General features: G+C 68.2%; 23 protein-coding genes and 2 pseudogenes. 19 read left to right on the forward strand and 6 right to left on the reverse strand.

Going from position 1 to position 24,976, the window contains the following annotated elements; translation table 11 throughout:
• Positions 1 to 6 precede the first annotated feature (6 nt).
• A complete protein-coding gene (locus CVUC_RS10275) occupies positions 7 to 1,641 on the forward strand; it encodes an amidohydrolase (RefSeq protein ID WP_096032513.1) in 1,635 nt (544 codons plus the stop codon).
• A 4-nt stretch (positions 1,642 to 1,645) separates the two neighbouring features.
• Here CVUC_RS10275 and CVUC_RS20405 read toward each other — a convergent pair.
• Positions 1,646 to 1,804: pseudogene (locus tag CVUC_RS20405) on the reverse strand (hypothetical protein); the annotation flags it as partial.
• Between the two features lie 9 nt (positions 1,805 to 1,813).
• On the opposite strand from CVUC_RS20405, the gene CVUC_RS10280 reads away from it, so the two are divergent.
• Positions 1,814 to 4,381, forward strand: coding sequence for a helicase-related protein (locus CVUC_RS10280; RefSeq protein ID WP_096032512.1), 2,568 nt, complete (start codon positions 1,814 to 1,816; stop codon positions 4,379 to 4,381).
• Entirely contained in the window at positions 4,378 to 4,671 is a 294-nt protein-coding gene (locus tag CVUC_RS10285) for an RNA-binding S4 domain-containing protein (protein WP_010918542.1), read from the forward strand. The genes CVUC_RS10280 and CVUC_RS10285 overlap by 4 nt, the downstream gene beginning before the upstream one ends.
• Positions 4,672 to 4,906: 235 nt before the next feature.
• Here CVUC_RS10285 and CVUC_RS10290 read toward each other — a convergent pair whose 3' ends face one another.
• Positions 4,907 to 6,991, reverse strand: a complete 2,085-nt coding sequence (locus tag CVUC_RS10290; protein WP_096032511.1) for a putative bifunctional diguanylate cyclase/phosphodiesterase — start codon at positions 6,989 to 6,991, stop codon at positions 4,907 to 4,909.
• Between the two features lie 264 nt (positions 6,992 to 7,255).
• Here CVUC_RS10290 and fdxA point away from each other — a divergent pair, with 264 nt between their 5' ends.
• Together fdxA and CVUC_RS10300 are read left to right on the forward strand one after the other, a co-directional pair.
• Positions 7,256 to 7,597 (forward strand): ferredoxin FdxA, encoded by a 342-nt coding sequence (fdxA, locus tag CVUC_RS10295; protein ID WP_010918540.1) that lies wholly within the window; start codon positions 7,256 to 7,258, stop codon positions 7,595 to 7,597.
• A gap of 352 nt (positions 7,598 to 7,949) precedes the next feature.
• Entirely contained in the window at positions 7,950 to 8,453 is a 504-nt protein-coding gene (locus CVUC_RS10300; protein ID WP_024265581.1) for a CarD family transcriptional regulator, read from the forward strand.
• A 69-nt stretch (positions 8,454 to 8,522) separates the two neighbouring features.
• Here CVUC_RS10300 and CVUC_RS10305 read toward each other — a convergent pair whose 3' ends face one another.
• On the reverse strand, positions 8,523 to 10,853 hold the full coding sequence (locus CVUC_RS10305; RefSeq protein WP_096032510.1) for a PAS domain-containing hybrid sensor histidine kinase/response regulator: 2,331 nt from the start codon (positions 10,851 to 10,853) through the stop codon (positions 8,523 to 8,525).
• Positions 10,854 to 11,061: 208 nt separating this feature from the next.
• Between CVUC_RS10305 and CVUC_RS10310 the strand changes: the two genes are divergently transcribed.
• The 5 genes from CVUC_RS10310 (at position 11,062) to CVUC_RS10330 (ending at position 15,677) form a co-directional block, all read left to right on the forward strand.
• Positions 11,062 to 12,372, forward strand: coding sequence for a DUF5690 family protein (locus tag CVUC_RS10310; RefSeq protein ID WP_096032509.1), 1,311 nt, complete (start codon positions 11,062 to 11,064; stop codon positions 12,370 to 12,372).
• Positions 12,373 to 12,430: 58 nt separating this feature from the next.
• Positions 12,431 to 12,802: a DUF6491 family protein gene (locus CVUC_RS10315; RefSeq protein WP_164468062.1), complete on the forward strand. Its 372-nt coding sequence runs from the start codon at positions 12,431 to 12,433 to the stop codon at positions 12,800 to 12,802.
• Between the two features lie 86 nt (positions 12,803 to 12,888).
• On the forward strand, positions 12,889 to 13,500 hold the full coding sequence (locus CVUC_RS10320; RefSeq protein WP_096032507.1) for a sigma-70 family RNA polymerase sigma factor: 612 nt from the start codon (positions 12,889 to 12,891) through the stop codon (positions 13,498 to 13,500).
• The gene (chrR, locus tag CVUC_RS10325; protein ID WP_096032506.1) at positions 13,497 to 14,135 is read left to right on the forward strand and encodes a cadmium/peroxide/UV radiation responsive anti-sigma factor ChrR; all 639 of its coding nucleotides are present in this window, start codon (positions 13,497 to 13,499) and stop codon (positions 14,133 to 14,135) included. Before CVUC_RS10320 ends, chrR begins: the two co-directional genes overlap by 4 nt.
• A gap of 12 nt (positions 14,136 to 14,147) precedes the next feature.
• Positions 14,148 to 15,677 carry a cryptochrome/photolyase family protein gene (locus tag CVUC_RS10330; protein ID WP_096032505.1) on the forward strand — a complete coding sequence of 510 codons (1,530 nt, stop codon included), beginning with the start codon at positions 14,148 to 14,150 and terminating at the stop codon, positions 15,675 to 15,677.
• Between the two features lie 197 nt (positions 15,678 to 15,874).
• Here CVUC_RS10330 and CVUC_RS10335 read toward each other — a convergent pair whose 3' ends face one another.
• The gene (locus CVUC_RS10335; protein WP_096032504.1) at positions 15,875 to 16,333 is read right to left on the reverse strand and encodes a winged helix-turn-helix transcriptional regulator; all 459 of its coding nucleotides are present in this window, start codon (positions 16,331 to 16,333) and stop codon (positions 15,875 to 15,877) included.
• A gap of 95 nt (positions 16,334 to 16,428) precedes the next feature.
• On the opposite strand from CVUC_RS10335, the gene CVUC_RS10340 reads away from it, so the two are divergent.
• Both CVUC_RS10340 and CVUC_RS10345 read left to right on the forward strand, forming a co-directional pair.
• Positions 16,429 to 17,166 (forward strand): SDR family NAD(P)-dependent oxidoreductase, encoded by a 738-nt coding sequence (locus tag CVUC_RS10340; RefSeq protein WP_096032503.1) that lies wholly within the window; start codon positions 16,429 to 16,431, stop codon positions 17,164 to 17,166.
• Positions 17,163 to 17,798 carry a 2-hydroxychromene-2-carboxylate isomerase gene (locus CVUC_RS10345; RefSeq protein ID WP_164512718.1) on the forward strand — a complete coding sequence of 212 codons (636 nt, stop codon included), beginning with the start codon at positions 17,163 to 17,165 and terminating at the stop codon, positions 17,796 to 17,798. Before CVUC_RS10340 ends, CVUC_RS10345 begins: the two co-directional genes overlap by 4 nt.
• 415 nt (positions 17,799 to 18,213) lie before the next feature.
• On the opposite strand, the pseudogene CVUC_RS10350 reads toward CVUC_RS10345, so the two are convergent.
• Positions 18,214 to 18,393: pseudogene (locus tag CVUC_RS10350) on the reverse strand (hypothetical protein); the annotation flags it as partial.
• Between the two features lie 560 nt (positions 18,394 to 18,953).
• Between CVUC_RS10350 and rplK the strand changes: the two are divergent.
• The 5 genes from rplK to CVUC_RS10380 all read left to right on the forward strand — a co-directional run bounded on the left by rplK (position 18,954) and on the right by CVUC_RS10380 (position 22,148).
• Complete coding sequence (rplK, locus tag CVUC_RS10360) at positions 18,954 to 19,385, forward strand: 50S ribosomal protein L11 (protein WP_058346464.1); 432 nt, start codon at positions 18,954 to 18,956, stop codon at positions 19,383 to 19,385.
• Positions 19,386 to 19,389: 4 nt separating this feature from the next.
• Positions 19,390 to 20,079 (forward strand): 50S ribosomal protein L1, encoded by a 690-nt coding sequence (gene rplA / locus CVUC_RS10365; protein ID WP_096032500.1) that lies wholly within the window; start codon positions 19,390 to 19,392, stop codon positions 20,077 to 20,079.
• A gap of 226 nt (positions 20,080 to 20,305) precedes the next feature.
• Positions 20,306 to 20,545 carry a type II toxin-antitoxin system VapB family antitoxin gene (locus CVUC_RS10370; protein ID WP_096032499.1) on the forward strand — a complete coding sequence of 80 codons (240 nt, stop codon included), beginning with the start codon at positions 20,306 to 20,308 and terminating at the stop codon, positions 20,543 to 20,545.
• Positions 20,545 to 20,940: a type II toxin-antitoxin system VapC family toxin gene (locus tag CVUC_RS10375; protein WP_096032498.1), complete on the forward strand. Its 396-nt coding sequence runs from the start codon at positions 20,545 to 20,547 to the stop codon at positions 20,938 to 20,940. Before CVUC_RS10370 ends, CVUC_RS10375 begins: the two co-directional genes overlap by 1 nt.
• Positions 20,940 to 22,148 carry an NAD(P)/FAD-dependent oxidoreductase gene (locus tag CVUC_RS10380; protein ID WP_096032497.1) on the forward strand — a complete coding sequence of 403 codons (1,209 nt, stop codon included), beginning with the start codon at positions 20,940 to 20,942 and terminating at the stop codon, positions 22,146 to 22,148. Before CVUC_RS10375 ends, CVUC_RS10380 begins: the two co-directional genes overlap by 1 nt.
• Here CVUC_RS10380 and CVUC_RS10385 read toward each other — a convergent pair.
• Positions 22,145 to 23,152, reverse strand: coding sequence for an AraC family transcriptional regulator (locus tag CVUC_RS10385; protein ID WP_096032496.1), 1,008 nt, complete (start codon positions 23,150 to 23,152; stop codon positions 22,145 to 22,147). The genes CVUC_RS10380 and CVUC_RS10385 overlap by 4 nt on opposite strands.
• A gap of 87 nt (positions 23,153 to 23,239) precedes the next feature.
• Here CVUC_RS10385 and CVUC_RS10390 point away from each other — a divergent pair, with 87 nt between their 5' ends.
• Positions 23,240 to 24,043 (forward strand): hypothetical protein, encoded by an 804-nt coding sequence (locus CVUC_RS10390; protein ID WP_096032495.1) that lies wholly within the window; start codon positions 23,240 to 23,242, stop codon positions 24,041 to 24,043.
• Positions 24,044 to 24,176: 133 nt separating this feature from the next.
• Positions 24,177 to 24,968 (forward strand): ABC transporter permease, encoded by a 792-nt coding sequence (locus CVUC_RS10395; RefSeq protein WP_096032494.1) that lies wholly within the window; start codon positions 24,177 to 24,179, stop codon positions 24,966 to 24,968.
• Positions 24,969 to 24,976: the final 8 nt, after the last annotated feature.

Genomic DNA, 24,976 nt, shown 5'->3' on the forward strand with positions numbered 1-24,976 from the left:
CCGCCCGTGCGCCGCCTCGTTCTCGCCGCCCTGCTGGCCGCCACCTCCTTGACCACGGCCAAGGCCGGCGACCTGCTGATCCACGGCGGGCCGATCCACACCGGCGTCGAGGCCGCGCCGACCGCCGAGGCCGTGCTGATCCGCGACGACAGGATCCTGTTCGTCGGTCCGCTGGCCGCCGCCAAGGCCAAGGCCGCCAAGGACGTGCGCGCCATCGACCTGAAGGGGGCGGCGGCCTATCCGGGCTTTGTCGACGCCCACGCCCACCTGACCGGGATCGGCCTGCGCGAGCTGACCTTGAACCTGGATCAGGTGAAATCGGTCGCCGAGCTGACAGCCACGGTCAAGGCCTACGCCGCCGCCCATCCCGAGGGCGCGATCTATGGCCGGGGCTGGATCGAGACCCACTGGCCCGAAAAGCGCTTCCCCACCAAGGCCGATCTCGACGCCGCCGCGCCGGGGCGGATCGTGGTGCTGGGCCGCTCGGACGGTCACGCCAGCGTGGCGTCCAGCGCCGCCCTGGCCAAGGCCGGCGTCACCGCCGCCACGGTCTCGCCCCCCGGCGGCGATATCCTCAAAGGCCCTGACGGCCAGCCCGACGGCATGCTGATCGACCACGCCCAGGCCCTGGTGCGGAACGTCATTCCGCCGCCGAACCAGGCCCTCAAGCGCGAGGCCCTGCGCAAGGCCGGCCAGCTCTACGCCGCGCGCGGCTGGACCGGCATGGCCAATATGAGCGTCATGGCCGAGGACCTTTCCCTGCTGCGCGATGAAGCCGCCAAGGGAAACTTCCACATCCGCATCGACAACTACATGGACCCCAGCGGCGCCGAGGAGGTGCTGACCAAGGGGCCGCAGACCGACGCCACCGGCCTGATCCGGGTGCAGGGCATCAAGCTCTATATGGACGGCGCCCTGGGCTCGCGCGGCGCGGCCCTGCTGGAGCCCTATAGCGACGCCGACACGCTGGGCCTGCAACTGACCCAGCCGGAGCAGGGTCTGGCGCTGATGAAGCGCGCCAAGGCCGCCGGCGCCCAGGTCGCCATGCACGCCATCGGCGATCGCGGCAACCGCCTGGTGCTGGACTGGTTCGAGCAGAGCCTGGGCGCCGAGGCCAAGGCCGCGCGCTGGCGCAACGAGCATTCGCAGATCGTCGCCGACACCGACGTGCCGCGCTTCGCCAAGCTGGGGGTCATCGCCTCGATGCAGCCCAGCCACGCGATCGGCGACCTCTTCTTCGCCCCGGCGCGCCTGGGCAAGGCCCGCCTGCACGAGGGCTATCGCTGGGCCGACTTCCTGAAGGCCGGCGTGGTGGTGGCGGCGGGCTCGGACGCGCCGGTCGAGGTCGGCGACCCGCGCATCGAGTTCTACGCCGCCGTCTATCGCCACAGCCTGGACGGCTTCGCCAACGCCGACTGGCATCTCGATCAGGCGGTCAGCCGCGCCGAAGCGCTGAAGATGCTGACCCTGGCCCCCGCCTACGCCGTGTTCCGCGAAAAGGAGCTGGGCACCCTGGAGGCCGGCAAGAAGGCGGATGTGACGGCCTTCAGCAAGGACCTGATGACCATCCCGCCCAAGGAGATCCTGACCGTCGATCCGGTTCTGACAGTGGTGGATGGGAAGGTGGTGTTCAGCCGGTAAACCCCTCCCCCCAGCGGGGGAGGTGTCGACTCGAAGAGACGACGGAGGGGGAAGAGGCCGGGCCAGGAGAACTTCCCCCTCCGGCCTTCGGCCACCTCCCCCGCCGGGGGGAGGATCTGGAACCACTAACCCCCGCCTTGCCCCGCCCCGATTCCCGCCCCACTTTCGGCCCATGAGCGACCGTTCGACAGGCCTGGCCCCTTCCAAGCTCACGGCGGTGCTGGGGCCCACCAACACTGGCAAGACGCACCTGGCCGTCGAGCGGATGCTGGGTCACGCCTCGGGCATGATCGGTCTGCCGCTGCGCCTCCTGGCGCGGGAGATCTACGACCGCATCGTCAAGCTGCGCGGCAAAGCCGCCGTCGCCCTGATCACCGGCGAGGAAAAGATCGTCCCGGCCCGCGCGGCCTATTTCGTCTGCACGGTCGAGGCCATGCCGCTGGGCCGCGAAGTCGAGTTCCTGGCCGTCGACGAGATCCAGCTGTGCGCCGATCCCGAGCGCGGCCACATCTTCACCCACCGCCTGCTGCATGCGCGCGGCAAGTTCGAGACCATGTTCCTGGGCGCGGGAACCATGGCCCCGCTGGTCCGCCGCCTCTTGCCCGACGCCGAGATCGTCAGCCGCGAGCGGTTTTCCAACCTGTCCTACGCCGGCTCCAAGAAGCTGACGCGCCTGCCCCGGCGCACGGCGATCGTCGCCTTCTCCACCGACGCGGTCTATGCGATCGCCGAGCTGATCCGGCGTCAGCGCGGCGGCGCAGCCGTGGTCATGGGGTCTTTGAGCCCCCGCACCCGCAACGCCCAGGTGGCTCTGTATCAATCCGGCGAGGTCGACTTCCTGGTGGCCACCGACGCCATCGGCATGGGCCTGAACATGGATGTCGACCATGTGGCCTTCGCCGGGCTTCGCAAGTTCGACGGCAAGCGCACCCGCTGGCTCTATCCGCAGGAGGTCGGCCAGATCGCCGGCCGCGCCGGCCGCTACACCCGCGACGGCACGTTCGGCGTCACCAGCGACTGCGAGGAGATCGACGAGGACCTGGTCGAGGCCGTCGAGAGCCACACCTTCGAGCCGATCACCCAGGCCGAGTGGCGCAACGCCCGCCTGGATTTCGGCTCGCTGCCGGGCCTGCTGCGCTCGCTGTCCGAGACGCCGCAGCGCGGCGCGCTCAAACTGTCGGACGAGGCGCTGGACGAGCGCACCCTGCGGGCGCTCTCCCAACAAGAAGACGTGATCAAGCGCTGCAAGGCCGACCGCTCGGCCCTGATCCGCCTGTGGGAGGTCTGCCAGACGCCGGACTTCCGCAAGACCACCGACGATGACCACCAGCGGATGGCGCGCACCCTGTTCGACGACCTGACGACAGGCCGCAAGCGCCTGCCCGAGGATTGGGTGGGCGGCCAGTTCAAGGCGCTGGACCGCACTGACGGCGAGATCGACAGCCTGGCCGCGCGGCTGTCGGGCGTGCGCACGCTCAGCTACATCGCCAACCGGCCCGACTGGGTGGCCAATCCCGCCCACTGGCAGGGCCTGACCCGCCAGCTGGAAGACCGGATCAGCGACACCCTGCATGAAAAGCTGATGGCCCGGTTCATCGACCGGCGCACCAGCGTGCTGCTGAAACAGCTAGGCGAGCGCGAGACGCTCTATGCCGGGGTTGGCCAGGACGGCGAGGTGACGGTCGAGGGCCACGTGGTCGGCCACCTGTCGGGCGTGGCCTTCACCCCGGCCAAGGGCGCTTCGCCGCTGGAGGAAAAGGCCCTGCGCAACGCCGCTCAGCGCGCGGTCGGCCCCGAGATCGCCCGGCGCCTGGGCCTGCTGGCCAGCGAGGCCGACGACGCCTTCGCCCTGACGCCCGACGGCGCGATCCTGTGGCGCGGCGAGGTGGCCGGGGCCGTGCGCCGCGACCTGCCCCTGCTCTCGCCCCGCGCCCGCCTGCTGGGCGAGCTTGGCCCCGCCGCCGTGCGCGAGCGGGCCGAGCGGCGCCTCGACGCGTTCCTGGCCGGCGAGGTCGACCGCCATCTGGCCCCGCTGCGCAAGCTGGAGCGCGCGCTCGCCGGCGGGGAGCTTCGCGGCCTGCCGCGCGGCATCGCCCACCGGCTGCTGGAGGCCGGCGGGGTGCTGGACAAGCGCCCGGTCGATCCGGAGCTGAAGGCGTTGAGCCAGGCGGAGCGTCGCACCCTCAAGGGCCTGGGCGTGCGGATCGGCGCGTTCAGCCTGTTCTGCCCGGGCGTGCTGCGCGCCGAGGCCATCGCCTGCGCGCGGGCGCTGAACCCGGCCGGCTGGCGCGGGGCCCTGACGACGCTGGAGAAACTGCCCTCGCCCGAGCCCAGCGCCCGTGAGCTGTCGGCCAGCGGCCTGCGCGCGGTAGCCGGCTTCAGCATCCCCGTCGAGCAACTGGAAAAGCTGGACGCGCTGCTGCGCACCGCCCAGCAACAGGGGGGCGTGGTGTTGACCGAGGCGGCGCTCGCCGATCTGGGCTGGACCGACAAACAGGCCGCCGCCGTGCTGCGCGCGCTGGACTACACCCCCGCCATCCGCGCCAAGCCCGATCAGCCGATCGTCTGGAAGCGACGCGGCGCGGCCAAGCTGGAGCAGAAGCCGGTCAAGGCCCGCCCCGACTCGCCGTTCGCGGCCCTGGCCAAGCTGACCGAGCCGCCGCCTCCGCCCGCGCGCCGAAAGAAGCCGCGTCGCCGCAAACCGGCGGCGGCCAAGGCGCCCAAACAGGCCGCCTCATGACGGCCCACGACGATGCGATCAACGATGCGGTCCGCGCCGATGTCTGGCTGTGGCGGGCGCGATTCTTCAAGACCCGCTCGCTGGCCGCCAAGTTCGTCGACGAAGGCCGCATCCGCCTGACACGCGCCGGAACCGAGAGCCGGATCGACAAGCCCTCGCGGACGGTCAAGCCCGGCGACGTGCTGGTGTTTGGCCTCGCCGGCCGGCTGATCGCGGTTCGGGTGCTGGACTGCGGCGAGCGAAGGGGCCCGGCGACTGAGGCGCGAGGGCTGTACGAGGCGGTGGAGTAGGATCGCAAATCCTCTCCCCGTGGGAGAGGTGTCGGCGCAGCCGACGGAGAGGGAAGAGACCGGGCCAGGACAACGTCCCCCTCCGGCCTTCGGCCACCTCCCCCTCTAGAGCGTGACGCCGAAAGTGGGAACCGGTTTCGGCGCAAGTCACGCTCTAAGTGTTTGATTTAGAGCCTCGTTATCGCGTCAAAACGATTCCGTTTTGACGCGCGAGGCTCTGGGGGGAGGATTGCCGTCAGCCTCCAAACCCCTTCAGGAACTCCGCCACCTCACCGGCCGGCATCGGGCGGCCGAAGTGGTAGCCCTGGATCTGGTCGCAGCCATAGCGCGCCAGGGCCTCCAGTTGCTCGGCGTCCTCGACGCCCTCGGCCACCACCTTCATGCCCATCGACGTGCCCAGCGTGATCACCGCTTTCACGATGGCCTCGTCCTCGCCGTTCTGGACGAAGGACTTGTCGATCTTCAGACGGTCGATCGGGAACTGGCGCAGATTGGCCAGGCTGGCATAGCCGGTGCCGAAGTCGTCGAGCGCGATCATCACCCCCGCCTCGTGCAGACGGCGCACGGTCTCGCTGACCAGGTCAGAGCCCCAGCCCATATAGACGTTCTCGGTGACCTCGATGGTCAGGCGCTCACAGGGCACGTTCCAGCGGGCCAGGCGCTCCTGGATCTCTTCGGCCAGACGTCCGCTGCGGAACTGGGCCGAGCTGATGTTGACCGCGACGCGGCCGAACTCGACGCCTTCGTCCAGCCAGGCCCGCATCTGTTTCAGCGCCGTCTCGAACGCCACGTCGCCCAGCTTCAGGGAGAGATCTTGATCCTCGAAGGCCGCCATGAAGCGGGCCGGCGTCAGGACGCCCTGCTCCGGGTGCACCCAGCGCATCAGGGCCTCGAAGCCGGCGACCCTGTTCTCGCGGATATCGACCACCGGCTGGTAGTACAGGGTGAACTCGTTCTCCGTCAGGGCCGCCCGGACGTCGCGCAGCAGCTCCAGACGTCGCTCGACCTCGGAGCGCATCGACGGCTCGAACACGATGCTGCGATTGCGGCCCGCCTCCTTGGCCCGGTAGAGGGCGATGTCGGCGTTCTTGATCATGTGGGCGGGGTCGGCGTCGAGGTCGCCGTGCAGGGCCGCGCCGATGCTGGCGCTGGCGGTGAAGCTGCGCCCCCCGTGCTGGATCGGACGCCGCAGCAGATCCTGCAGCGCCTCGATCGGTCGGGTCATGTCAGCCTCGCCATGCAGGCCGCGCAGGATCACCGCGAACTCGTCGCCGCCCAGGCGCGCGACGGTGTCGCCGGTCCGGAAGGCGTGCTGCAGCATACCCGCCAGGCGCTTGAGCAGCGCATCGCCGGCGTCGTGGCCCAGGGTGTCGTTGATGTCCTTGAAGTGATCGACGTCGATCATGATCAGGCCGAACATCTCGCCCAGCGTCTCCGACGCCGAGACCGCCTCCTGGAAGCGGTGCTGGAACAGGGTGCGGTTGGGCAGGCCCGTCAGCGGATCCTTGAAGGCCAGGGTCTCGATCGCCTCGGTCTGGCGCCGGCGGTCAGTGATGTCCTTGAACAGGTTCACCAGCTTCTCGGGCTGACCGTCCTGGCCGATGAACACCTTGCCCACCGAGCGCACCCAGGTCTCGACCCCGTCGTCGCGCCTGAGCTTGAATTCGAACACCCGCGCCTCGCCCAGCTTGCGGCTGGCCACCAGGTCGGCGCAGCGCTGGCGGTCCTCGGGATGGACGATCTCCAACGGGTCGTCCTTGAAGGTGCAGTACTTCTGCAGGTCGGGGGCGTGACCGGAGAAGAACACCTGGCGGGTGCGCAGGTCGTATTCGCGCACCAGCAGGTCATCGAGCTCCAGGGCCATGGTCAGGCGCTGGCGGTCGCGCTCGGCGCGCAGCACGCTTTCGGCATAGCCGGTGACGTCGCGAGCCGTGACCATCACGGCGTAGGGCTCGTCATCGTCACGACAGGCGCTGAACTCGGTGCGCCAGACCCGCTGAGCGCCCGACTCGTCCGTGACCGGCAGATAGCGGGAGAAGGCCAGGCCTTCCTCGGCGCAGGCCAGCAGGGCGGCGGCGTCCTCACGCGCGACCAGGCCGCCGGCGACCGCCTCCCCCCCGATCAAGAGGCCCGGCGCGATCCCCTGCGCGCCCCAATCGCGGCTGACGGCGATCAGCGACAGGTCGCGATCCAGCAGCGCCGTGGCGAACGGGATCTCTCTGATGAACTCGCCGAACGCACGCGCGCGCGCCCTGGCCAGGGCGCGTTTTCCGTCTTCGGCCACCATGTCTTGTCGGACAGCCAAGGCTTGAGTCTTCATAAAGTCGGATTCCCGACGTTGTTTTTATTGGGCGTTCCCCCGGCGGCATAATTCCGTTCGTTCAATAAGAAATAGTTTTCACGGAGGTAACCGATTGTCGCGGAGGCGGCATGGCGCCGCCGGGCCACCGCCCCAGAAATGCGCGTGCTCTGGCGCGGCGATCAGAATTCCTGAGCCAGTACGAGAGTAAGCCGCATTGACAAGCGGCCCCCAGACTTCGAAAACGCGCCCGCCGAACTCCGCCCGATCTCAACCGAGTTTTCGATGACCTACATCGTCACCGACGCCTGCGTCCGCTGCAAGTTCATGGACTGCGTGGAGGTGTGTCCGGTCGATTGCTTCTACGAAGGCGAGAACTTCCTCGTCATCAATCCGGACGAATGCATCGACTGCGGCGTCTGCGAACCCGAGTGCCCGGTCGACGCCATCAAGCCGGACACCGAGGACGAGGCCGACGGCAAGTGGCTGAAGATCAACGCCGACTACGCCAAGGTCTGGCCGAACATCACGGTCAAGGGCGAGCCGCCCGCCGACCGCGAGGATTTCGAGCGCGAGACCGGCAAGTTCGAGAAGTACTTCAGCGAAAAGCCCGGCAAGGGCTCCTGATCCCCGCGACGATTTCTCAAGCCCAGAGCGTGACCGCCTCGCGAAAGCTTGGCGGCGTCTCTTTGCGCGCCAGGACGCAACCCTTTCATAGGGCTTAATTTTATGCTATTGTCTTCGACGACGTGACAGCCGCGCTCGTTCGCGACGGTCCGTCTTGTCGAAGAAGCCGTTTCAGAAAACCCATTTGAACCGGCCCGCCCGATCGAAGGCGAAGGGTGTCTTAGAGGTCTATTCCAAATCCTGACAGGCGTGGCCCCGCGTTCCGTATTCCGCGGAGCGGGAACCTGTCGCTTTTGGTTTGGGAATGATGACGGCGTTCGGACCCCGAGGGTCCGTATTGAAGAGGACGAACATGAGCAAGACTGGTCTGGAATTCTCGGTCGGCGATCACGTCGTTTATCCCGCGCACGGCGTGGGCAGCATTCAGGCGATCGAGACCCAGGAAGTGGCCGGCATGTCGCTCGAGGTTTACGTCATCACCTTCGACCACGAAAAAATGACCCTGCGCGTCCCGACCAAGAAGGCCAAGACGGCCGGCCTGCGTCCGCTGGCCGAAGGCGGCACGGTCAGCCAGGCGCTGACCACCCTGAAGGGCCGCGCCCGGGTGAAGCGCACCATGTGGTCGCGCCGCGCCCAGGAATACGAAGCCAAGATCAATTCGGGCGACCTGATCTCGATCGCCGAGGTGGTCCGCGACCTGCACCGCGCCGAGAACCAGCCGGAACAGTCGTACTCGGAGCGTCAGCTTTATGAGTCGGCCCTGGACCGCATGGCCCGCGAAGTCGCCGCCATCGAGCGCATCGACCGCGAAGCCGCCATCGGCATCCTGACCAAGTCGCTGGTCAAGGCCGCCTAATCCAGGCTCCGCCACAGATTTAGAAGACGCCCTCCGCCCAGCGGGGGGCGTTTTTTATTTGGCGGCCCCTCAGATCGCGACGGCGCGCTGCGCGCCGGCCACGGCCTGGATCAGTTGGGCGGCGGTGATCGGCTTGCGCACCAGGCCATCGAAGATCTCGGACAGCTGGAAGTCCATGTCGGCCGAGAACGCCAGGATCGGCGCGCCCTGGTTGGGCCCCGGCTCGGCGCGGATGGCGCGCGTGGCGTCCAGACCGTCCAGCACCGGCATGCGGATATCCATCAGGATCAGGTCGAAGGCCTGATCGCGCGCGGCCTCCACCGCCTGCTGGCCATCACGCGCCTCGACCACCTCGGCGTCGAACACGCCCAGGATCGCGCGGGTCATCTCGCGATTGAGCGCATTGTCGTCGGCCAGCAGGATGCGGCCGCCCGAGCGCACGGGCTCGAAGACCGGCTCGGTTTCGGCCCCGGCGTCCTCGTCCCGCAGCGGCCCCGAGGCCGGGATCGCGAACCAGAAGGTGCTGCCCTCGCCCGGCTTGCTGCTGGCGCCGATCCGTCCGCCCATGGCCTCGACCAGCCCCTTGCTGATCACCAGGCCCAGACCCGAACCGCCGCGAGACCGGGCGCGCGCGGATTCGATCTGGGAGAAGCGCTTGAACAGATGGGCCTGATCGGCGGGATCGATGCCGATGCCGGTGTCCTTGACCGCCACGAACAGCTCTTCCAGCTCGCCACGCCAGATCACCTCGAGGGTGATCGAGCCGGCGTCGGTGTAGCGGATGGCGTTGCCGATCAGGTTGATCAGCACCTGCCGGACACGGTCAGGGTCGATCATCAGCACGCGCGGCGGCGGATCGACCATGCGGACGGCGATCTGAAGGTTCTTCTCGGCCGCGTGCAGGCCGAACATCCGGACGGTGTCGTCGATCAGCGGCGCCAGGGCGCACGGCGCCAGATGCGCCTGGACCTGCCCGGTTTCCAGCTTGGACATCTCCAGGACGTCGTTGATGACCGACAACAGCGCCTTGCCCGCCGTGGAGATGCGGCCGACATAGTCCCGCGCCGTCTCGGGCAGATCGTCCAGCCCTTCGACTAGGGCGGCGAACCCGATCACCGCCGTCAGCGGCGTGCGCAGTTCGTGACTCATATTGGCCAGGAACGCCGAGCGCGCTTCCAGCGCCTGTTCGGCGCGCGCCTGCTCGGCCGCCAGCTCGTCCCGCGCCCGCTTGTACTCGGTGATGTCCCGCATGACGCCTTCGATCCGCCCCGCCGTCCGATTGAGAACGGGGCGGCCCTGCAGCCACACCCAATGCCCGTCCTTGTGCAGGGCGCGCGCTTCAAGCATGGGCGGCAGGCCCTCGGGGTCGGCCAGCACGGCGCCGAACGCCTGGACCAGACCGGGCAGATCGTTGGGATGGGTGAGCTTGGCGGCCTTGCGCCCCAACAGCTCGCCCTCGGCATAGCCCAGAACGGGCTCGACGGCCGCGCTGACAAAGAGAATGTTCCCGCGCCGATCCACCTCGATGACGATATCGCGCGTGGCCTTGGCTAGGTCCTGGAAGCGAGACTCGGTCTTGGCCAGGCTCTGTTGGGCGTCGACTAGGTCCGTCACATCGACCGTGGTGCCCGACATGGCGATGGGACGCCCGTTGTCGTCGAAATCGAACTCGAAGCTGCCGACGATATGGCGCACCGCGCCGTCGAGGCGGATGATCCGGTTCATGCGATTGCGCGAGGGCTCGCCGCTCCGCAGATGCTCGGCCACGCGGGCGCGGGCGGCGGGGCGGTCCTCGGGGTGAAAGCGGCTCAGCACCTCGCCCAGCGAAACCTTATCGTCCGCCGACCAGCCGTAGATCTCGCGGCAACGCGGCGACAGAAAAACGTCGTTCGTGACCAGGTCCACCCGCCAAAAGGCGACCTGGGCGACCTGTTCCGCCAGCATGGCGCGCTGCAACGCCTCGCGCATGGCCTCGCGGGTATGACGCGCCTCGTCCTCCAGCTGCACGCGCTCGTCGATGTCGCGGGTGACGGCGATCAGCTCCGACGGCGCGCCGGCCTCGTCCCTTACGAGGGTGAGATGGCTCTCCAGCCAGACATAACGGCCGTCCTTCCTACGCCCGCGATACCGTACGCTGCAGTGTTCGACGCCTGCGCGCATTCGGTTGTAGACGTCGTAGACCGCCGGCGTGTCATCGGGGTGATAGAACGCCTTGAACCCCGCCTCGAGCATCTCTTCGGCGGTCCATCCCATCATCCGCTCGACCGCGGGCGAAACATAGTGGTCGGTTCCGGACAGGCGGTGACGACTGATCACGTCTCCGGCCTGTTCGGTCAGGAGGCGGAAGAAGGCCTCGCTGGCCCTCAAGGCGTCGATATCTTGTGGAAACGGCGTCGGCATTACGTGTTCATCGCCCCGGAAGCCTGAACAACATCGTTATATTCTAGGGATGCGACAATGGGTCGCGTCAGCGATGGTTCAGGTGGGCTCGACGGCCTCTTCTTTACTCAACCTCTACATGTCCAGGCACTCGCCCTGCGAGTTTGTTTGCTCCGTCCCGTCGAAGCGGGCTAGCTGAATACAGGCGCAGGCACGAGGGCGACGCATCATGACTCCAGCGACCGATCCGCCCGCCGCCCCGGGCGCCGTCACCCGCTTTCTCACCACCGCGCCGCCCTGGCTGTTCGCGCTCTATGGGGGCTTGGCGTCCTTCGCGGTCTATTTCGCGATGTTCGGCTATCGCAAGCCCTTCACGGCGGCGGCCTACGCCCAGCCCGCCGGATGGCCGTTCGAGTTCGACTTCAAGATCGCCCTGGTGATCGCCCAGGTCGCCGGCTACGCCACGGCCAAGTTCATCGGGGTCAAGGTGATCTCCGAAATGCAGGCCGGCCGCCGGGCCATGACCATCCTGACCCTGATCTTCGGGGCCGAGATGTCGCTGCTGCTGTTCGGGACCGTGCCGACGGTGATCGGGCCGATGGCGATGTATCTGAACGGTCTGTGCCTGGGCATGATCTGGGGCCTGGTGTTCGGCTTCCTGGAGGGACGCCGCCTGACCGAGGTGCTCAGCGCCATGCTGTGCGCCAGCTTCATCCTGTCGTCGGGCGTGGCCAAGTCGGTGGGCAAGACGCTGCTGCTGGCCAATATCGACGAGCGGTGGATGCCGTTCGTCTCGGGCCTGATCTTCGCGCCCCTGATGCTGGTGGCGGTGCTGGCCCTGGCGCAGTTGCCGCCGCCCACGCCGGCCGACGAGGCCGAGCGGGTCAAGCGCGCGCCGATGAACGCCAAGGACCGCGCGGCCCTGTTCGCCGCTCACGCCCCGGCCCTGATCCTGCTGATCGCGGTCTATATGATCCTCACCGCCCTGCGCGATTTCCGCGACAACTTCTCGGCCGAGATCTGGGCCGAGCTCGGCTTCAAGAACGCTGCGGCGATCTTCACCCTGTCGGAGCTGCCGGTGGCGGCGATCGTGCTGATCGGCCTGGCCGCCCTGATGGGCGTGAAGGACAATCGCCGCGCGGTGGCGTTCAACCTCGGCTTCGTGGCCTTGGGCTTTGCGCTCTTGGGCGCCTCGACCCTGGCCTACCAGCTGCATCTGTTGGGGCCGGTGTGGTGGATGGTGCTGGCCGGGGCGGGCCTCTACATGGGCTACACGCCGTTCAACGCCATGCTGTTCGACCGCCTGATCGCGGCCACCGGCAAGGTCGGCACCGCCGGCTTCCTGATCTATGTCGCCGACTCGTTCGGCTATATCGGCAGCATCTCGCTTTTGCTGGTGAAGTCGTTCGCCAGGCTCGACATCGCCTGGGGGCAGTTCCTGGCCAACGGGGCGTACCTGGCCTGTGGCCTTGGCCTGGTGGGCGTCTTCTTCGCCCATCGTTTGCTGGCTAAATCCCAGCTTGGGCGGATGGCGCCTTGAGCCGGACACGCTCTGGCCTGAAGATACCTCCGGCGGGCGCCTTTCTGGAGTAAACCCTATGCGTATCCTGACCGCATCCACCGTGATCTGCGCGCTGCTGGTCGCCGCCCCGGCCCTGGCGGCCGAGCCGAAGGCCGCGCGCGCCTGCTTTGACGCTTCGGACATCAATGGCTTCAACGTCATCGACGATCGCACCGTCGACGTCTCGATCAGCCCGCGACAGGTCTATCGGCTGACCCTGTTCGCCCCGTCGCGCGACATCGACAGCGCGCTGCAGCTGGGCGTGGAGGCGCGCGGCGGCTCGTGGATCTGCACCGGCCTGGACGCCACGATCATCGTGCCCGGCGACAGGACGGGCATGGGGCGCTATCCGGTGACCGAGGTCCGCAAGCTGACGACCGAAGAGATCCAGGCCAAGCGCAAGCGCTAGGCGCGCCCCGACCATGCTCTGACGAAAAAAGTTCGCGAACGCGGAACTTGAGTCATCCGTTCCCGCCGAGGCCGCGTATAAGGGGCATGTATGCGACAGGACACGCACAGGCTCGATCAAGGGGCGGCGCCCGAGTGAACGCCGCTCAAGGCGATGGCGGGGCGCTGATCACGCGGATCGCGGAAACGCAGGACCGCGCCGCGTTCGCAGAACTGTTTCAACACTACGCGCCGCGCGTGAAGACCCTCTTGGTCCGCAGCGGCTCGACCCCGTCGGCGGCCGAGGAGCTGGCCCAGGAGGTCATGCTGGCCGTCTGGCGCAAGGCCCATTATTTCGATCCCAAGCGCGCTTCGGCGGCGGCCTGGATCTTCACCATCGCCCGCAATCTGCGCATCGACAGCCTGCGGCGCGGGTCTTCGGCCCTCTATGCGGTGGACCTGAACCTCGGCGCCGAGGAGCCCCCGCAACCCGACGCCATTCTCAGCGGCATGCAGGACGCCCAGATCGTCCGCTCCGCCATGCAAACCCTCAATCCCGATCAATCCCAAGCAATCGAAATGGCCTTCTTCCAGGAACAGACCCACAGTCAGATTTCCGAGGCGCTGGGCGTGCCCCTGGGTACGGTCAAGGCTCGGATCCGCTTTGGCATGATGAAGCTGCGCGCCTTTATCGAGCGCGAGGCGGGAGTCGCGTCGTGAGCCTGCGTCGTCTGCCCAGTGAAGAGCGTCTGCTGGCCTATGCCGCCGGCACCCTGAGCCCGCCTGAAGCCGTGGTCGTGGCCACGCACCTGGCCCTGCGTCCCGAAACTCGCGTCTGGTCCGACCTTGGCCAGGCCGTCGGCGGCGGCGTGCTGGAAGATCTTGAGCCCAGCGCCCTGGACGCCGGCGCGCTCGACAAGACCCTGGCGCTTCTGGACCTGCCCGAGCCCCAGGAACCGACTGTGCGCCTGGACAAGACCGACCCCACCCTGCCCGCCCCGCTGCGCGGCTTCGAGCTGGGTCCCTGGCGCTGGCTGGGTCCGGGCGTGCGGGTGCGCGACGTCCTGGGGCCGCGCGACGGCGACTGCCGCGTGATCCTGCTGAAGATCGCGCCGGGCCAGTCCACCCCGCGCCACACCCATGGCGGCGTCGAGCTGACCTGCGTGATCGAGGGCGCCTACGCCACCGAGAGCGGCGTGTTCGAGGAAGGCGACTTCGAGGAGGCCGATCCCAGCGTGCTGCACCAGCCGCGCGTGGTCTCCAGCAAGCCCTGCCTGTGCGTGGCGGCCCTGGACGGCCAGATCCAGCTGCCGGGCCGCATGGGCAAGCTGCTCGCGCCGTTCGTCAAGCTCTAGGCCGTTTTCGACATGGCCGGCGCCCTGCGCCTGGTGCTGGGCGATCAGCTGTCGGACAATCTGTCGGCCCTGGCGGACGCAGACCTGTCGCGCGACCAGGTGCTGATGGTCGAAAGCCGGGTCGAGGCCACCGCCTGGAAGCACCACAAGCAGAAGCTCGTTCTCGTCTGGTCGGCGATGCGCCAGTTCGCCGAGCGCCTGCGCGCGCGCGGGCTCAATGTGCGCTATGTGACGCTGGAAGATCCAGGCAACACCGGCTCGATCGGCGGCGAGCTGCGCCGCGCACTGGAAGACGGCGCCTTCGACCGGGTGATCCGCACCGCCTGCGGCAAGTGGGGGCTGGAGAGCCACCTGCTGGGCCTTGATCTCCCCGTGCCGGTGGAAACCCGCGAGGACGACCGCTTTCTCTGTTCGCGCACCCAGTTCGCCGCCTGGGCCGAGGGCCGGCGCGAGCTGCGGATGGAGTTCTTCTATCGCGAGATGCGGCGCAAGACGGGCCTGTTGATGGACGGCGACCAGCCGGCCGGCGGGCGCTGGAACTTCGACGCCGAGAACCGTCGCAAGCTCCCGCCGGGCCTGCGTCCGCCCGAGCGCCTGCGCATCCCGCCCAATCCGACGACGCAGGCGATGCTGGAGCAGGTCTCGCGCGGCTTCGACGACCATTTCGGCGAGGTCGAGGGCTTTGGCTGGCCGACCAATCCGGACGAGGCGACCGCGATCCTCGACCACTTCATCGCCGACATGCTGCCCAGCTTCGGCGACTGGCAGGACGCGATGAGCTGGCGGCGGCCGTTCCTGTGGCACTCCCTGATCTCGCCGGCCCTGAACATCGGCCTTCTGGACCCGCTGGACATCTGCCGCCGCGCCGAGGCCGCCTGGCGCGAGGGCCGCGCGCCGCTGAACGCGGTCGAGGGCTTCATCCGCCAGATCATCGGCTGGCGCGAATTCGTGCGCGGGATCTACTGGCTGAAGATGCCCGAATACGGCCAGCGCAACGCCCTGGACGCGCAGGGCCAGCTGCCGGGGTTCTACTGGACCGGCCAGACCGACATGGCCTGCGTGGCCGACGCGGTCCGCGCTGTCCGCGACCACGCCTACGCCCACCACATCCAGCGGCTGATGGTGACGGGGAACCTGGCCATGCTGCTGGGCGTGCATCCCGACGCGGTCGACGACTGGTACATGGTGGTGTTCGCTGACGCCTATGAGTGGGTCGAGATGCCCAACACCCGCGGCATGGCCACCTTCGCCGACGGCGGCATTGTCGGCTCCAAGCCCTATGCGGCCAGCGGGGCCTATATCGACCGCATGAGCGACTACTGCAAAGGCTGTCGCTACGACGTGAAAAAGCGGCTCGGCGACGACGCCTGCCCGTTCAACGCCCTCTACTGGGACTTCATCGACCGCCACGCCCAGCGACTGGCCGGCAACGGCCGCATGATGATGCCGCTGCGCACCCTGGAGAAGATGCCGGACGCCGAGCGCGAGGCGTTCCGCAAGCAGGCCAGGGCGTTGCGGGTGAAGATGGGCGTCAGCGAATAGCAGCGCCCCTCTCCTCCCCCATCGGGGGAGGGGGACCCGCGAACGCGGGTGGAGGGGGCCTTGTGCGGCGGGGTTCCATCCTGTGGGCGGCGGGAGAAGCGTGGCCTGACTGACAGAGGCGTAGCCCGCTCGGCTGGCCCCTCCACCGCCGTTCGGCGGTCCCCCTCCCCCAGAGGGGGAGGAGAAACACCACAGCGTTACGGCGCCGGGAACCCCGCCCCCGCCCGCGCCTCGACCTGGCGGGCGCTGACCGGTTCGCCGCATTCGGAGCACACCTGCACGGGGTGGAAGTCGCAGCCGCACCCCTTGTGCCGGCGCAGCACCGGCGGCCCCTCGGCGCCGGCATAGTGGATGTCGCCGAAGTGGGCGATGGCCATGACCACCGGATGCAAGTCGAGGCCCTTCTCGGTCAGGCGATACTCGTGGCGCACCGGATTGCCCTGGTACGGAACCCGCCGCAGCACGCCCGCCTCGACCAGGGTCCGCAGGCGATCAGTGACGATGGTGCGCGAGACGCCCAGGCGTTTCTGGAACAGCTCGAACCGCCGCACGCCCAGAAAGCAGTCGCGCAGGATCATCAGCGTCCAGCGATCGCCGATCACGGCCAGAGCCCGCGAGATCGAGCACGGCTGGGCGGAGAGGTCTTCCCACTTCATCGGTGAATCACAGCCGTTTCAGGTCCCCGCCATTCTGCATTTGACTCCGTACAGATTCAATACGAACTTGATCGCCAAAGACGGAGGAAGCGACGATGGCGGCCAGCAAGGGCGCGTGCCTGGTGGTGGGCGTAGGCGACGGCGTGGGAAGCGCCATCGCCAAGGCCTTCGCGGCGCAGGGCTATACGGTCTGCATGACCCGCCGCCCCCGTCACCTGGACCAGCTGGAGGCCCTGGCGGCCGAGATCCGCAGCACAGGACACGACGCCCGCGCCTTCGGCGTCGACGCCCGCCAGGAGGCCGGCATGATCGCCCTCGTCGACCGCATCGAGGCCGAGATCGGCCCGCTGGAGGTCGTGGTCTTCAACATCGGCGCGAACGTGCGCTTTGACCTTACCGAAACCACCGCCCAGGTGTTCAGCAAGGTCTGGGAGATGGCCTGTTTCGCGGGGTTCCTCACCGCGCGCGAGGCGGCCCGCGTCATGGTTCCGCGCGGCCGGGGCACGATCCTGTTCACCGGCGCCAGCGCCTCGCTGCGCGGCAAGGAGGGCTTTTCCGCCTTCGCCTCGGCCAAGGCGGGCCTGCGGGCGATGGCTCAGAGCGCGGCGCGGGAACTGGGCCCCAAGGGCGTCCACGTCGCCCACGTGGTGGTCGACGGCGCCATCGACGGGGTCTTCATCCGCTCGGTGCGCGGCGAGGTCGGCGACCTCCTGGAGCAGGACCTGATCCTCAAGCCCGCCGATATCGCGCTGAACTACGTCCACCTGCACAACCAGCCGCGCTCGGCCTGGACGCACGAGCTTGACCTGCGTCCCTGGTCCGAGAGCTGGTGAGGAGCCCCGACATGACCACCAAGACCCCCAACAAGTCTATCGACTTCATCTTCGACTTCGGCAGCCCCAACGCCTACCTCTCATGGAAGCTGCTCCCCGACATCGCCGCGCGCCAGGGCGCCGGCGTCCGGCTGATCCCGTGCCTCCTGGGCGGCATCTTCAAGGCCACCGGCAACCAGGCCCCGATGATCGCCTTCGGCGGGATCAAGGGGAAGATGGACTACGAGATGCTGGAGACCCGGCGCTTCATCGCCGCCCACGGCCTGACCGCCTTCCGCTTCAACCCGCACTTCCCGGTCAACACCCTGCTGCTGATGCGCGGCATGATCGCCGCCCAGCGCCTGGGCGTGGCCGAGGCCTATCTGGAGGCGATGCTGAAAGGCATGTGGGAGGACGGGCTGAAGCTGGACGATCCCGAGGTGTTCGTCGCCACCGCCAACGCCGCCGGCCTGGACGGCGCAGCGCTGCTGGCGGCCACGGGTGACGCTGAGGTGAAGGCTGAGTTGGCGGCCAACACCGAGGCGGCCGTGGCGCGCGGGACGTTCGGGATTCCGACCTTCTTCGTGGGGGACGAGATCTTCTTCGGGAAGGAGCGGCTCGGGCAGGTCGAGGCGGAGTTGGCGAAGGGGTAGCAAAGCGCCCCCTCCGTCACGCGGCTGCGCCGCGCGCCGCCTCCCCCGCGTCGCGGGTGAGGAGGACACCGCCTCCCTCCTGCCCCGCTTGCGGGGGAGGTGGCTCGGCGCGAAGCGACGAGACGGAGGGGGCGCTTCTGCGGCCCGACGCCCTCCCCCGACCTCCCCGGCGAACGCCGGGGCCCAGATTCATCCAAAGCGGTTTGGGCGTTCGCGTTCCCCCGCACGATACAAGCGGCCACGCCCCCGGGTTCGATCTGGATCCCGGCGTTCGCCGGGAAGGTCGGGTTTGGTGTGGAACGACCTCTCCCCAGAGAGGGAACCCTCCTTACATCTCACGGCGAGACGATCGCAGGGCGGGTCAGCCTCCAAGAGATGTAAGGAGAACACCGACCTAGGAGGTCGGGGCGTGACCCCCTCTTCCAAAGGGAGAGGGAGGGGCCCGTCGCGAAGCGGCGGGAGGGTGAGGGGTTACGAGGTTTGACGGCGTGCCGGCGCTCCGTCGGACGCCGTACCCCCTCACCCCGGCCCTCTCCCCATGGGAGAGGGTGCTTGGCGAGCTTTGCGGACGTTTAGCCAAGAACGAGCCAAGCAGCGGCTATAAGCAGCACCGCGACCGCGAGGCATGCGACTACATGGATCGTTCGGCCGATGGGCGGTGTCGCTACTTCGTAAAACGGGATGACCGTAGCGCTTGGATCGATCTGCAGCTCAGCCCCGTTCGCTAGACACCACTGTTCAAGGTCTGCCTTAAGCACCGGCCAAAGATCGAGAGCCCAGTCTGGAGCGACCGCTGGCCAGGCCTGCTCAGTCGGAAGACACGCGGTCAGGACGCCCATCGGCAGCTCAAGGATGAATGAGCCGCCTGGTCCGATCACGACCAACTCTTCCTTCCAGCGTGCTGTGAACCGGAATGTGCGTGAAGCCATGTCAAAGCTTGGCCTCTGGATGCCTCGAGCGCAACGGCAGCTTCTCCCCATCTCGCCCACCCGCCCCCCTCCCCCTAGACTCCCCGTCCCCCGCCTGCTACACGCCGCGCCTCGCTCCCGGACCTCGTCCTGGGGCGTGCTCGTCGTTATCCGTTCGGGGTGATGGCGGGTTCAAATCCGTGGGAGGGACGCCAAGCCCGCACCACGGCTCACCAGTGAGGACACTATGGCTAAGAAGATCCTGGGCTACATCAAGCTCCAGGTGAAGGCTGGCTCGGCCACGCCTTCGCCCCCCATCGGCCCGGCTCTGGGTCAGCGCGGCGTCAACATCATGGGCTTCTGTAAGGAGTTCAACGCGCGCACCGAGAACGTCGAAAAGGGCACCCCCCTGCCGACCGTGATCACCGTCTACCAAGACAAGTCGTTCACCTTCATCACCAAGACGCCCCCGGCGACGCACTACCTGAAGCAGATCACCGGTCTGAAGTCGGGCGCCAAGCTGACCGGTCGTGAGACCGTCGGCGAAGTGACGCGCACCCAGCTGCGCGAAATCGCCGAAAAGAAGATGAAGGACCTGAACGCCAACGACATCGAGGCTGCGGCCAAGATCATCGAAGGCTCCGCCAAGGCCATGGGCCTGAAGATCGTGGAGGCCTAATCCAATGGCTAAGCAACCCAAGCGCATCACCGCCTGGACCGGCGACCGCGACGCGGCCCACTCGGTCGAAGCCGCCATCGCCCTCGTGAAGGCCAACGCCAAGGCCAAGTTCGACGAGACCATCGAAATCTCGGTCAACCTGGGCGTTGACCCGCGTCACGCCGACCAACAGGTCCGTGGCGTCGTCAACCTGCCCTCGGGCACCGGCCGTGACGTCCGCGTCGCCGTGTTCGCCAAGGACGCCAAGGCGGCCGAAGCCACCGCGGCCGGCGCCGAGCACGTCGGCGCTGACGACCTGTACGAAAAGATCGCCGGCGGCTTCATGGACTTCGATCGCGTCATCGCGACCCCGGACATGATGGCTCTGGTCGGTCGCCTCGGTAAGGTGCTGGGCCCGCGCGGCCTGATGCCGAACCCGAAGGTCGGCACCGTGACCCCGAACGTCGGCCAGGCCGTCAAGGACGCCAAGGGCGGCGCCGTTGAGTTCCGCGTCGAAAAGGCCGGTATCGTTCACGCCGGCATCGGCAAGGCCTCGTTCACCGACGAAGCCCTGGCGATCAACGTCAAGGCTCTGATCGAAGCCCTGAACCGCGCTAAGCCCTCGGGCGCCAAGGGCGTGTTCATCAAGCGCGTCGGCCTGTCGTCGACGATGGGCCCGGGCTTCAAGATCGACGTCAGCTCGATCGGCGCCTGAGCCACCTGAGTTTTAGTAAGCGTACCAGTAAAGCGTAGCGGCACGGGCGCTGGAGCCATCCAGCGCCCGTTCTGCGTTTGGGGGCTGGGGATGGCTTGAGCGTTTGCTCCCGTCGTCATCCCGCGCATAAAGCGCGGGATGACGGGTGAGGAAGATCCGTGGCCCCTCGCCCCTCAATTGCCGCCCCGGCTAGCCGATGCTACCTTCTGTCTAGCCGGAGGTTCCGATGCCCTTCCATGTCCGCGACCCGGAGACCGACGCGCTGGTGCGTGAGCTGGCGCAGAAGACCAAGCTCGGCATCACCGAGGCCGTGAAGCTGGCCGCGACCGAGGCCTTAGCCGCGCGCGAAAAGGCCCGGGCGGAAAAGCTGGCGCGGATGGATGCGATTCTCGCCGAGTTCGACGCCGCGCCTCGCACCGGCCTAAAAGCGGACAAGGCGTTCTTCGACAGCCTCAACGACGACTGATGTTCGTCGACGCCTCGGCCTGGGTGGCCATCATTCTTCGAGAGCCGGAGCGCGAGCGGTTTCGTATGGCCATAGCCGACGCCGAGGCGATCCTGACCTCCCCGCTAGCGATCTGGGAGACGGTGCGGGCCGCAACGCGCGAGACCAAAGATCCGGTTGATGTGGTCCGTGCGCGCTTGATGGGGATTCTGGCGAGTATCGACGCGCGGATCGTCGCGATCGGCGCCGAGGAGGGCCGCATCGCTCTCGACGCCCACGCCCGCTTCGGCAAGGGCGTCCATCCCGCGCGGCTGAACATGGGCGACTGCTTTTCCTACGCCTGCGCCAAGGTTCACGGTGTCCCCCTCCTCTACAAGGGCGAGGACTTCGCCCTGACCGACATCGAGGCGGCCTGATGCCCGACACCCTCCTCGACGTCGCCGTGATCGGTGGCGGGCCCGCCGGGCTGATGGCGGCCGAGACGGTCGCGAAGGCCGGCCGGTCCGTGGCCGTGTTCGAGAAGATGCCGACCTTCGGACGCAAGTTCCTGATGGCCGGACGCGGCGGCCTGAACCTGACGCACAGCGAGGATTTCGACCGTTTCGCCACGCGCTATGGCGAACGATCCGCGAGGCTGCGCCCGATGCTGGACGCCTTCCCGCCTCGGGACCTCATCGCCTGGGCCGAGGGGCTGGGCCAGGAGACCTTCGTCGGGGCCAGCGGCCGGGTGTTTCCGCAGGCGATGAAGGCCTCGCCCCTGCTGCGCGCCTGGCTCTCGCGCCTGGAAGGCCTGGGCGTGTCGCTGCGGCCGCGCTCGACCTGGAGGGGCTGGGACGCCATGGGCGGCCTGCGGATCGACGACCCCAACGGCCGCAACACGGTGCGCGCCCGCGTCACCATCCTGGCGCTGGGCGGCGCCAGTTGGCCCAAGCTCGGCTCCGACGCGGCCTGGGCGCCGCTGCTGCGGGTGGGCGGTTCGGAGATCGCGCCCTTCCGCCCCGCCAACTGCGGCTTCGACGTCGCTTGGAGCGAGGTCTTCCGCGACCGCTTCGCGGGCGAACCGCTGAAGAACATCGCCCTGCGCCTGGGCGAGGCGCGCGCGCGCGGCGATGCGGTCATCGCCCGCTACGGCCTGGAAGGCGGCGCGATCTACGCCTTGGGCGGAGCGGCGCGCGATGCGGCCCTGGCGGGCGGCGCGACCCTGACCGTGGACCTTCGCCCCGACATTCCCGTCGAGACCCTGGAGCGCCGCCTGCACGCCCCGCGCGGCGGCCAGAGCCTGGCCAACTTCCTGCGCAAGGCCGTCAAGCTGTCGCCGGTCGAGGTCAATCTGCTGCGCGAGGCCCATGGCCTGGATCTCCCCGTGGAGCCGGCCGCCCTGGCGGCGGCGATCAAGGCCGCCCCGATCCGCCTGACCGGGGTCCAGCCGCTGGATCGCGCCATCTCCTCGGCCGGCGGCGTGCGCTTCGAGAGCCTGGACGGCCTGACGCTGAAGGGGCGTCCCGACGTGCTGCTGGCCGGCGAGATGCTGGACTGGGAAGCCCCCACCGGCGGCTACCTCCTGCAGGCCTGCTTCGCCACCGGCGTCGCCGCCGGCCGGGCGGCGCTGGAGCGGCTGGGCTAGGTTCGCACGTGACAAGGGCTCCGTCCGGTCCAGCGCTTGAAGGCGCGGGAGAAGGCGGCGGGCTCGGAGAAGCCGACGAGATAGGCGGTCTCGTTGACCGAGGCCTTGGCGCCGGTGAGGTAGCGCAGCGCCATGCGGTGGCGTAGCGCGTCCAGCACCGTCTTGTAGGTGACGTCCTCGGCCTTCAGCTTGCGAAACAGGGTCTGGCGGCTGAAGCCCAGGGCGCGGGCGACGGCCTCGGCGCTCACCTCGCCGGTGTGCAAAAGCGGCAGCAGCACGGCCTCGACCCGGCCGCGGACGGTCTTCTGGTCCTCAAGCTCCCGCAGCAGCTCGTCGGCCCGCTGGATGAGGACGCCGAACACGTAGCGCGGCTGCAGCGCCACGGGCCAGGTCGCGATGCGCGGGTCGAGCCGCATGGCGTTCCAGGGGCTGGAGAAGGTCACCGGGCACTGGAAAATGCGGTCATGCTCGGCGCGCCAGGCCGGGGCCGGATGGGTGAAACACACCTCCAGCACATGCGGCTCGGGCAGGAAGCGGCGCGGACCGCAGACCAGTCGGGCGAAGGCTCCTTCGGTCAGTTCGGGGAAGGTGTTGGGATCCGCGCGCGTATCGACCATCCAAAGCTGGCCGTCGCGGACGCTCAGCGCAAAACGCGGCCCGTCGCTGAGCCCTTCGGTCTCCAGGGTCAGCCGCCCGAAGCGCTGCATCTGGGCGAAGGCGTCGCCCATGGTGGCCGAGGCGTTCATGATCAAGCCGACGATCGAGATCTCCGCAAGATCGACCGCCTCGCCGAAATGCAGCGCCAGCGCCGGGTCGTCGCAAAGGTCCTGAGCCGCGCGCATCAGCGCCATATAGGTTGCGAGCGGCAGGCGCTGGTCGTGGTCCTGCAGGTCTTCAGGGACAAGGTCGGCCCGGTCCATCAGCGCCGCGCGATCCGCGCCCTGCTGGACAGCGAACGCGATCAAGCCGGCGACGACTCCCGCCGACGTGGTCAGGTTCGACATCGTCGCGGGCCCCAGGTGTTACAAACGATCATGCGCACGGCGGGAAAGATCATGGCGCGCGTCCCGCCCATCGACAAGTAATGGGCCATGACACCCCGGTATCGTTCTGTCGCCTCCATCCTGTTCGCCCTCGCCGCGCTGGCGCCGTCGATCGCCCTGGCGGAAAACCTCGAGGCCAGGCCCGGCGATCCGGCCTGGATGCACCTGGGCGCCAACGCCCTGCTTTGGGCGCACATCGCCGGCGGAGCGATCGGGATGGTCACCGGCGTCATCGCCCTGGCCGCGCGCAAGGGTCAGCGCGTCCACCGCGCGGCGGGATCGGTGTTCTTTTTGGCGATGTTCACCGCCTACGCCATCGGTGCGGGCGTGGCGCCGTTTCTCCAGACGGGGCAGCGCCCCAACTTCGTCGCCGGCGTCATGGCGCTGTACCTGCTGATCAGCGGGACGATGGCGGCTCGTCTCCGCGACAAGAAGGCCGGCGCGCCCGAGGTCATCGGGCTGATCGTCGCCCTCTGCATCACCGCCGCCGGCGTGACGTTCATGAAGATGGGCGCGGCCAGCCCCAGCGGGACGGTGGACGGCTCGCCGCCGCAGGCCTTCCTGTTGTTCACGATCGCCGGCGTCTTCGCGGCGGCGGGCGAGGCGCACGCGCTGCTGCGCAAGCAGCTGTCCAGGACCTCGCGGATCGCGCGGCACCTCTGGCGGATGTGCTTTTCCCTGTTCATCGCCTCGGGGTCGTTCTTCCTGGGGCAACAGCAGGTGTTTCCCAAGGCCCTGCAGGATTCGGCGCTGCTTTACGTCGCCGCCCTGGCGCCGCTTCCGATCCTGCTGTTCTGGCTGGGCAAGGTCTATGTCGACGAGGCGCTCCGCCGCCGCCAGCGCGCAAACTAAAGTTTTTACGCAACACATCGAAGGAAGCGTCATCCAGCGCCGCCCGGCGATGGTTCAAGCCATTGTCCCGACGCTTTGGCCCCTATAAGCAAGCGCCTTGCTGAACGCCGCGCGGCGCTTTGGAAGGTTGCGAATGCCAAGTCCCCTGATGGCGGCCCTGAAGGATGTGGGAGACGGGATTCGTCTCGCGCCCCTGTGGTGGCGGCTGGGCCTGGATCAGACGGCGTCGCGCTTTCAGCGCTCGGTGCTGGGGCCGTTCTGGATGGCCTGCAACCTCTTGGTCATCGCCTTCGCCCTGGCCTTTGTCGTCAGCGCCCTGATGGGCGTGGACATGATGAAGAGCTATCCGCAGGTGGTGGCGGGCCTCTTGGCCTGGTCGCTGGTGGGCACCACCATCGCCGAGGCCCAGGCGATCTTTCTCTACAACGCCGGCCTGATGCAGAGCCAACGCCTGCCGCTCAGCTTCTACGTCTTCCTGCACGCCCAGAAGTCGGCGACCAACTTCCTGTTCCAGGCGATCGCCTTCTGGGCGACGATGCTGGTGCTGAACCGTTTCGCGTTCCCACACTGGACGCTGATCCCGGCGCTGGCCGTGATGATGCTGATCGTCTGCTTCCAGGGCTTCATCATCGCCATCCCGTCCACCCGCTTCCGCGATGTGGCCTACATGATGAGCTATGTCGTCCAACTGCTGTTCTACGTGACGCCGGTGTTCTGGATGACCGAGAACGTCAGCGAAAAGCACCGCTGGGTGGTCGAGCTGAACCCCTTCACCCATCAGGTCGAGCTGCTGCGCGCGCCGCTGACCGGCCATGCGCCGGACGCCATCCACTGGTGGTGGACGCTAGGAACCCTGGGCGTGCTCGTCGTCGTCGCCATCACCTTGCTGGCGATGTTCCGCAAGCGCGTGGTCTTCTGGCTGTAGGAGACGGG

The sequence above is a fragment of the Caulobacter vibrioides genome (assembly GCF_002858865.1).
Classification (GTDB): domain Bacteria; phylum Pseudomonadota; class Alphaproteobacteria; order Caulobacterales; family Caulobacteraceae; genus Caulobacter; species Caulobacter vibrioides.

What these genes read in the sequence shown, in the direction of transcription:
- CVUC_RS10280 (WP_096032512.1), top strand. Translation starts at nt 1,814, where the DNA reads ATGAGCGACCGTTCGACAGGCCTGGCCCCTTCCAAGCTCACGGCGGTG.
- CVUC_RS10285 (WP_010918542.1), top strand. Translation starts at nt 4,378, where the DNA reads ATGACGGCCCACGACGATGCGATCAACGATGCGGTCCGCGCCGATGTC.
- CVUC_RS10290 (WP_096032511.1), bottom strand. Translation starts at nt 6,991, where the DNA reads ATGAAGACTCAAGCCTTGGCTGTCCGACAAGACATGGTGGCCGAAGAC.
- fdxA (WP_010918540.1), top strand. Translation starts at nt 7,256, where the DNA reads ATGACCTACATCGTCACCGACGCCTGCGTCCGCTGCAAGTTCATGGAC.
- CVUC_RS10300 (WP_024265581.1), top strand. Translation starts at nt 7,950, where the DNA reads ATGAGCAAGACTGGTCTGGAATTCTCGGTCGGCGATCACGTCGTTTAT.
- CVUC_RS10305 (WP_096032510.1), bottom strand. Translation starts at nt 10,853, where the DNA reads ATGCCGACGCCGTTTCCACAAGATATCGACGCCTTGAGGGCCAGCGAG.
- CVUC_RS10310 (WP_096032509.1), top strand. Translation starts at nt 11,062, where the DNA reads ATGACTCCAGCGACCGATCCGCCCGCCGCCCCGGGCGCCGTCACCCGC.
- CVUC_RS10315 (WP_164468062.1), top strand. Translation starts at nt 12,431, where the DNA reads ATGCGTATCCTGACCGCATCCACCGTGATCTGCGCGCTGCTGGTCGCC.
- CVUC_RS10320 (WP_096032507.1), top strand. Translation starts at nt 12,889, where the DNA reads ATGTATGCGACAGGACACGCACAGGCTCGATCAAGGGGCGGCGCCCGA.
- CVUC_RS10330 (WP_096032505.1), top strand. Translation starts at nt 14,148, where the DNA reads ATGGCCGGCGCCCTGCGCCTGGTGCTGGGCGATCAGCTGTCGGACAAT.
- CVUC_RS10335 (WP_096032504.1), bottom strand. Translation starts at nt 16,333, where the DNA reads ATGAAGTGGGAAGACCTCTCCGCCCAGCCGTGCTCGATCTCGCGGGCT.
- CVUC_RS10340 (WP_096032503.1), top strand. Translation starts at nt 16,429, where the DNA reads ATGGCGGCCAGCAAGGGCGCGTGCCTGGTGGTGGGCGTAGGCGACGGC.
- rplK (WP_058346464.1), top strand. Translation starts at nt 18,954, where the DNA reads ATGGCTAAGAAGATCCTGGGCTACATCAAGCTCCAGGTGAAGGCTGGC.
- rplA (WP_096032500.1), top strand. Translation starts at nt 19,390, where the DNA reads ATGGCTAAGCAACCCAAGCGCATCACCGCCTGGACCGGCGACCGCGAC.
- CVUC_RS10370 (WP_096032499.1), top strand. Translation starts at nt 20,306, where the DNA reads ATGCCCTTCCATGTCCGCGACCCGGAGACCGACGCGCTGGTGCGTGAG.
- CVUC_RS10375 (WP_096032498.1), top strand. Translation starts at nt 20,545, where the DNA reads ATGTTCGTCGACGCCTCGGCCTGGGTGGCCATCATTCTTCGAGAGCCG.
- CVUC_RS10380 (WP_096032497.1), top strand. Translation starts at nt 20,940, where the DNA reads ATGCCCGACACCCTCCTCGACGTCGCCGTGATCGGTGGCGGGCCCGCC.
- CVUC_RS10385 (WP_096032496.1), bottom strand. Translation starts at nt 23,152, where the DNA reads ATGTCGAACCTGACCACGTCGGCGGGAGTCGTCGCCGGCTTGATCGCG.
- CVUC_RS10390 (WP_096032495.1), top strand. Translation starts at nt 23,240, where the DNA reads ATGACACCCCGGTATCGTTCTGTCGCCTCCATCCTGTTCGCCCTCGCC.
- CVUC_RS10395 (WP_096032494.1), top strand. Translation starts at nt 24,177, where the DNA reads ATGCCAAGTCCCCTGATGGCGGCCCTGAAGGATGTGGGAGACGGGATT.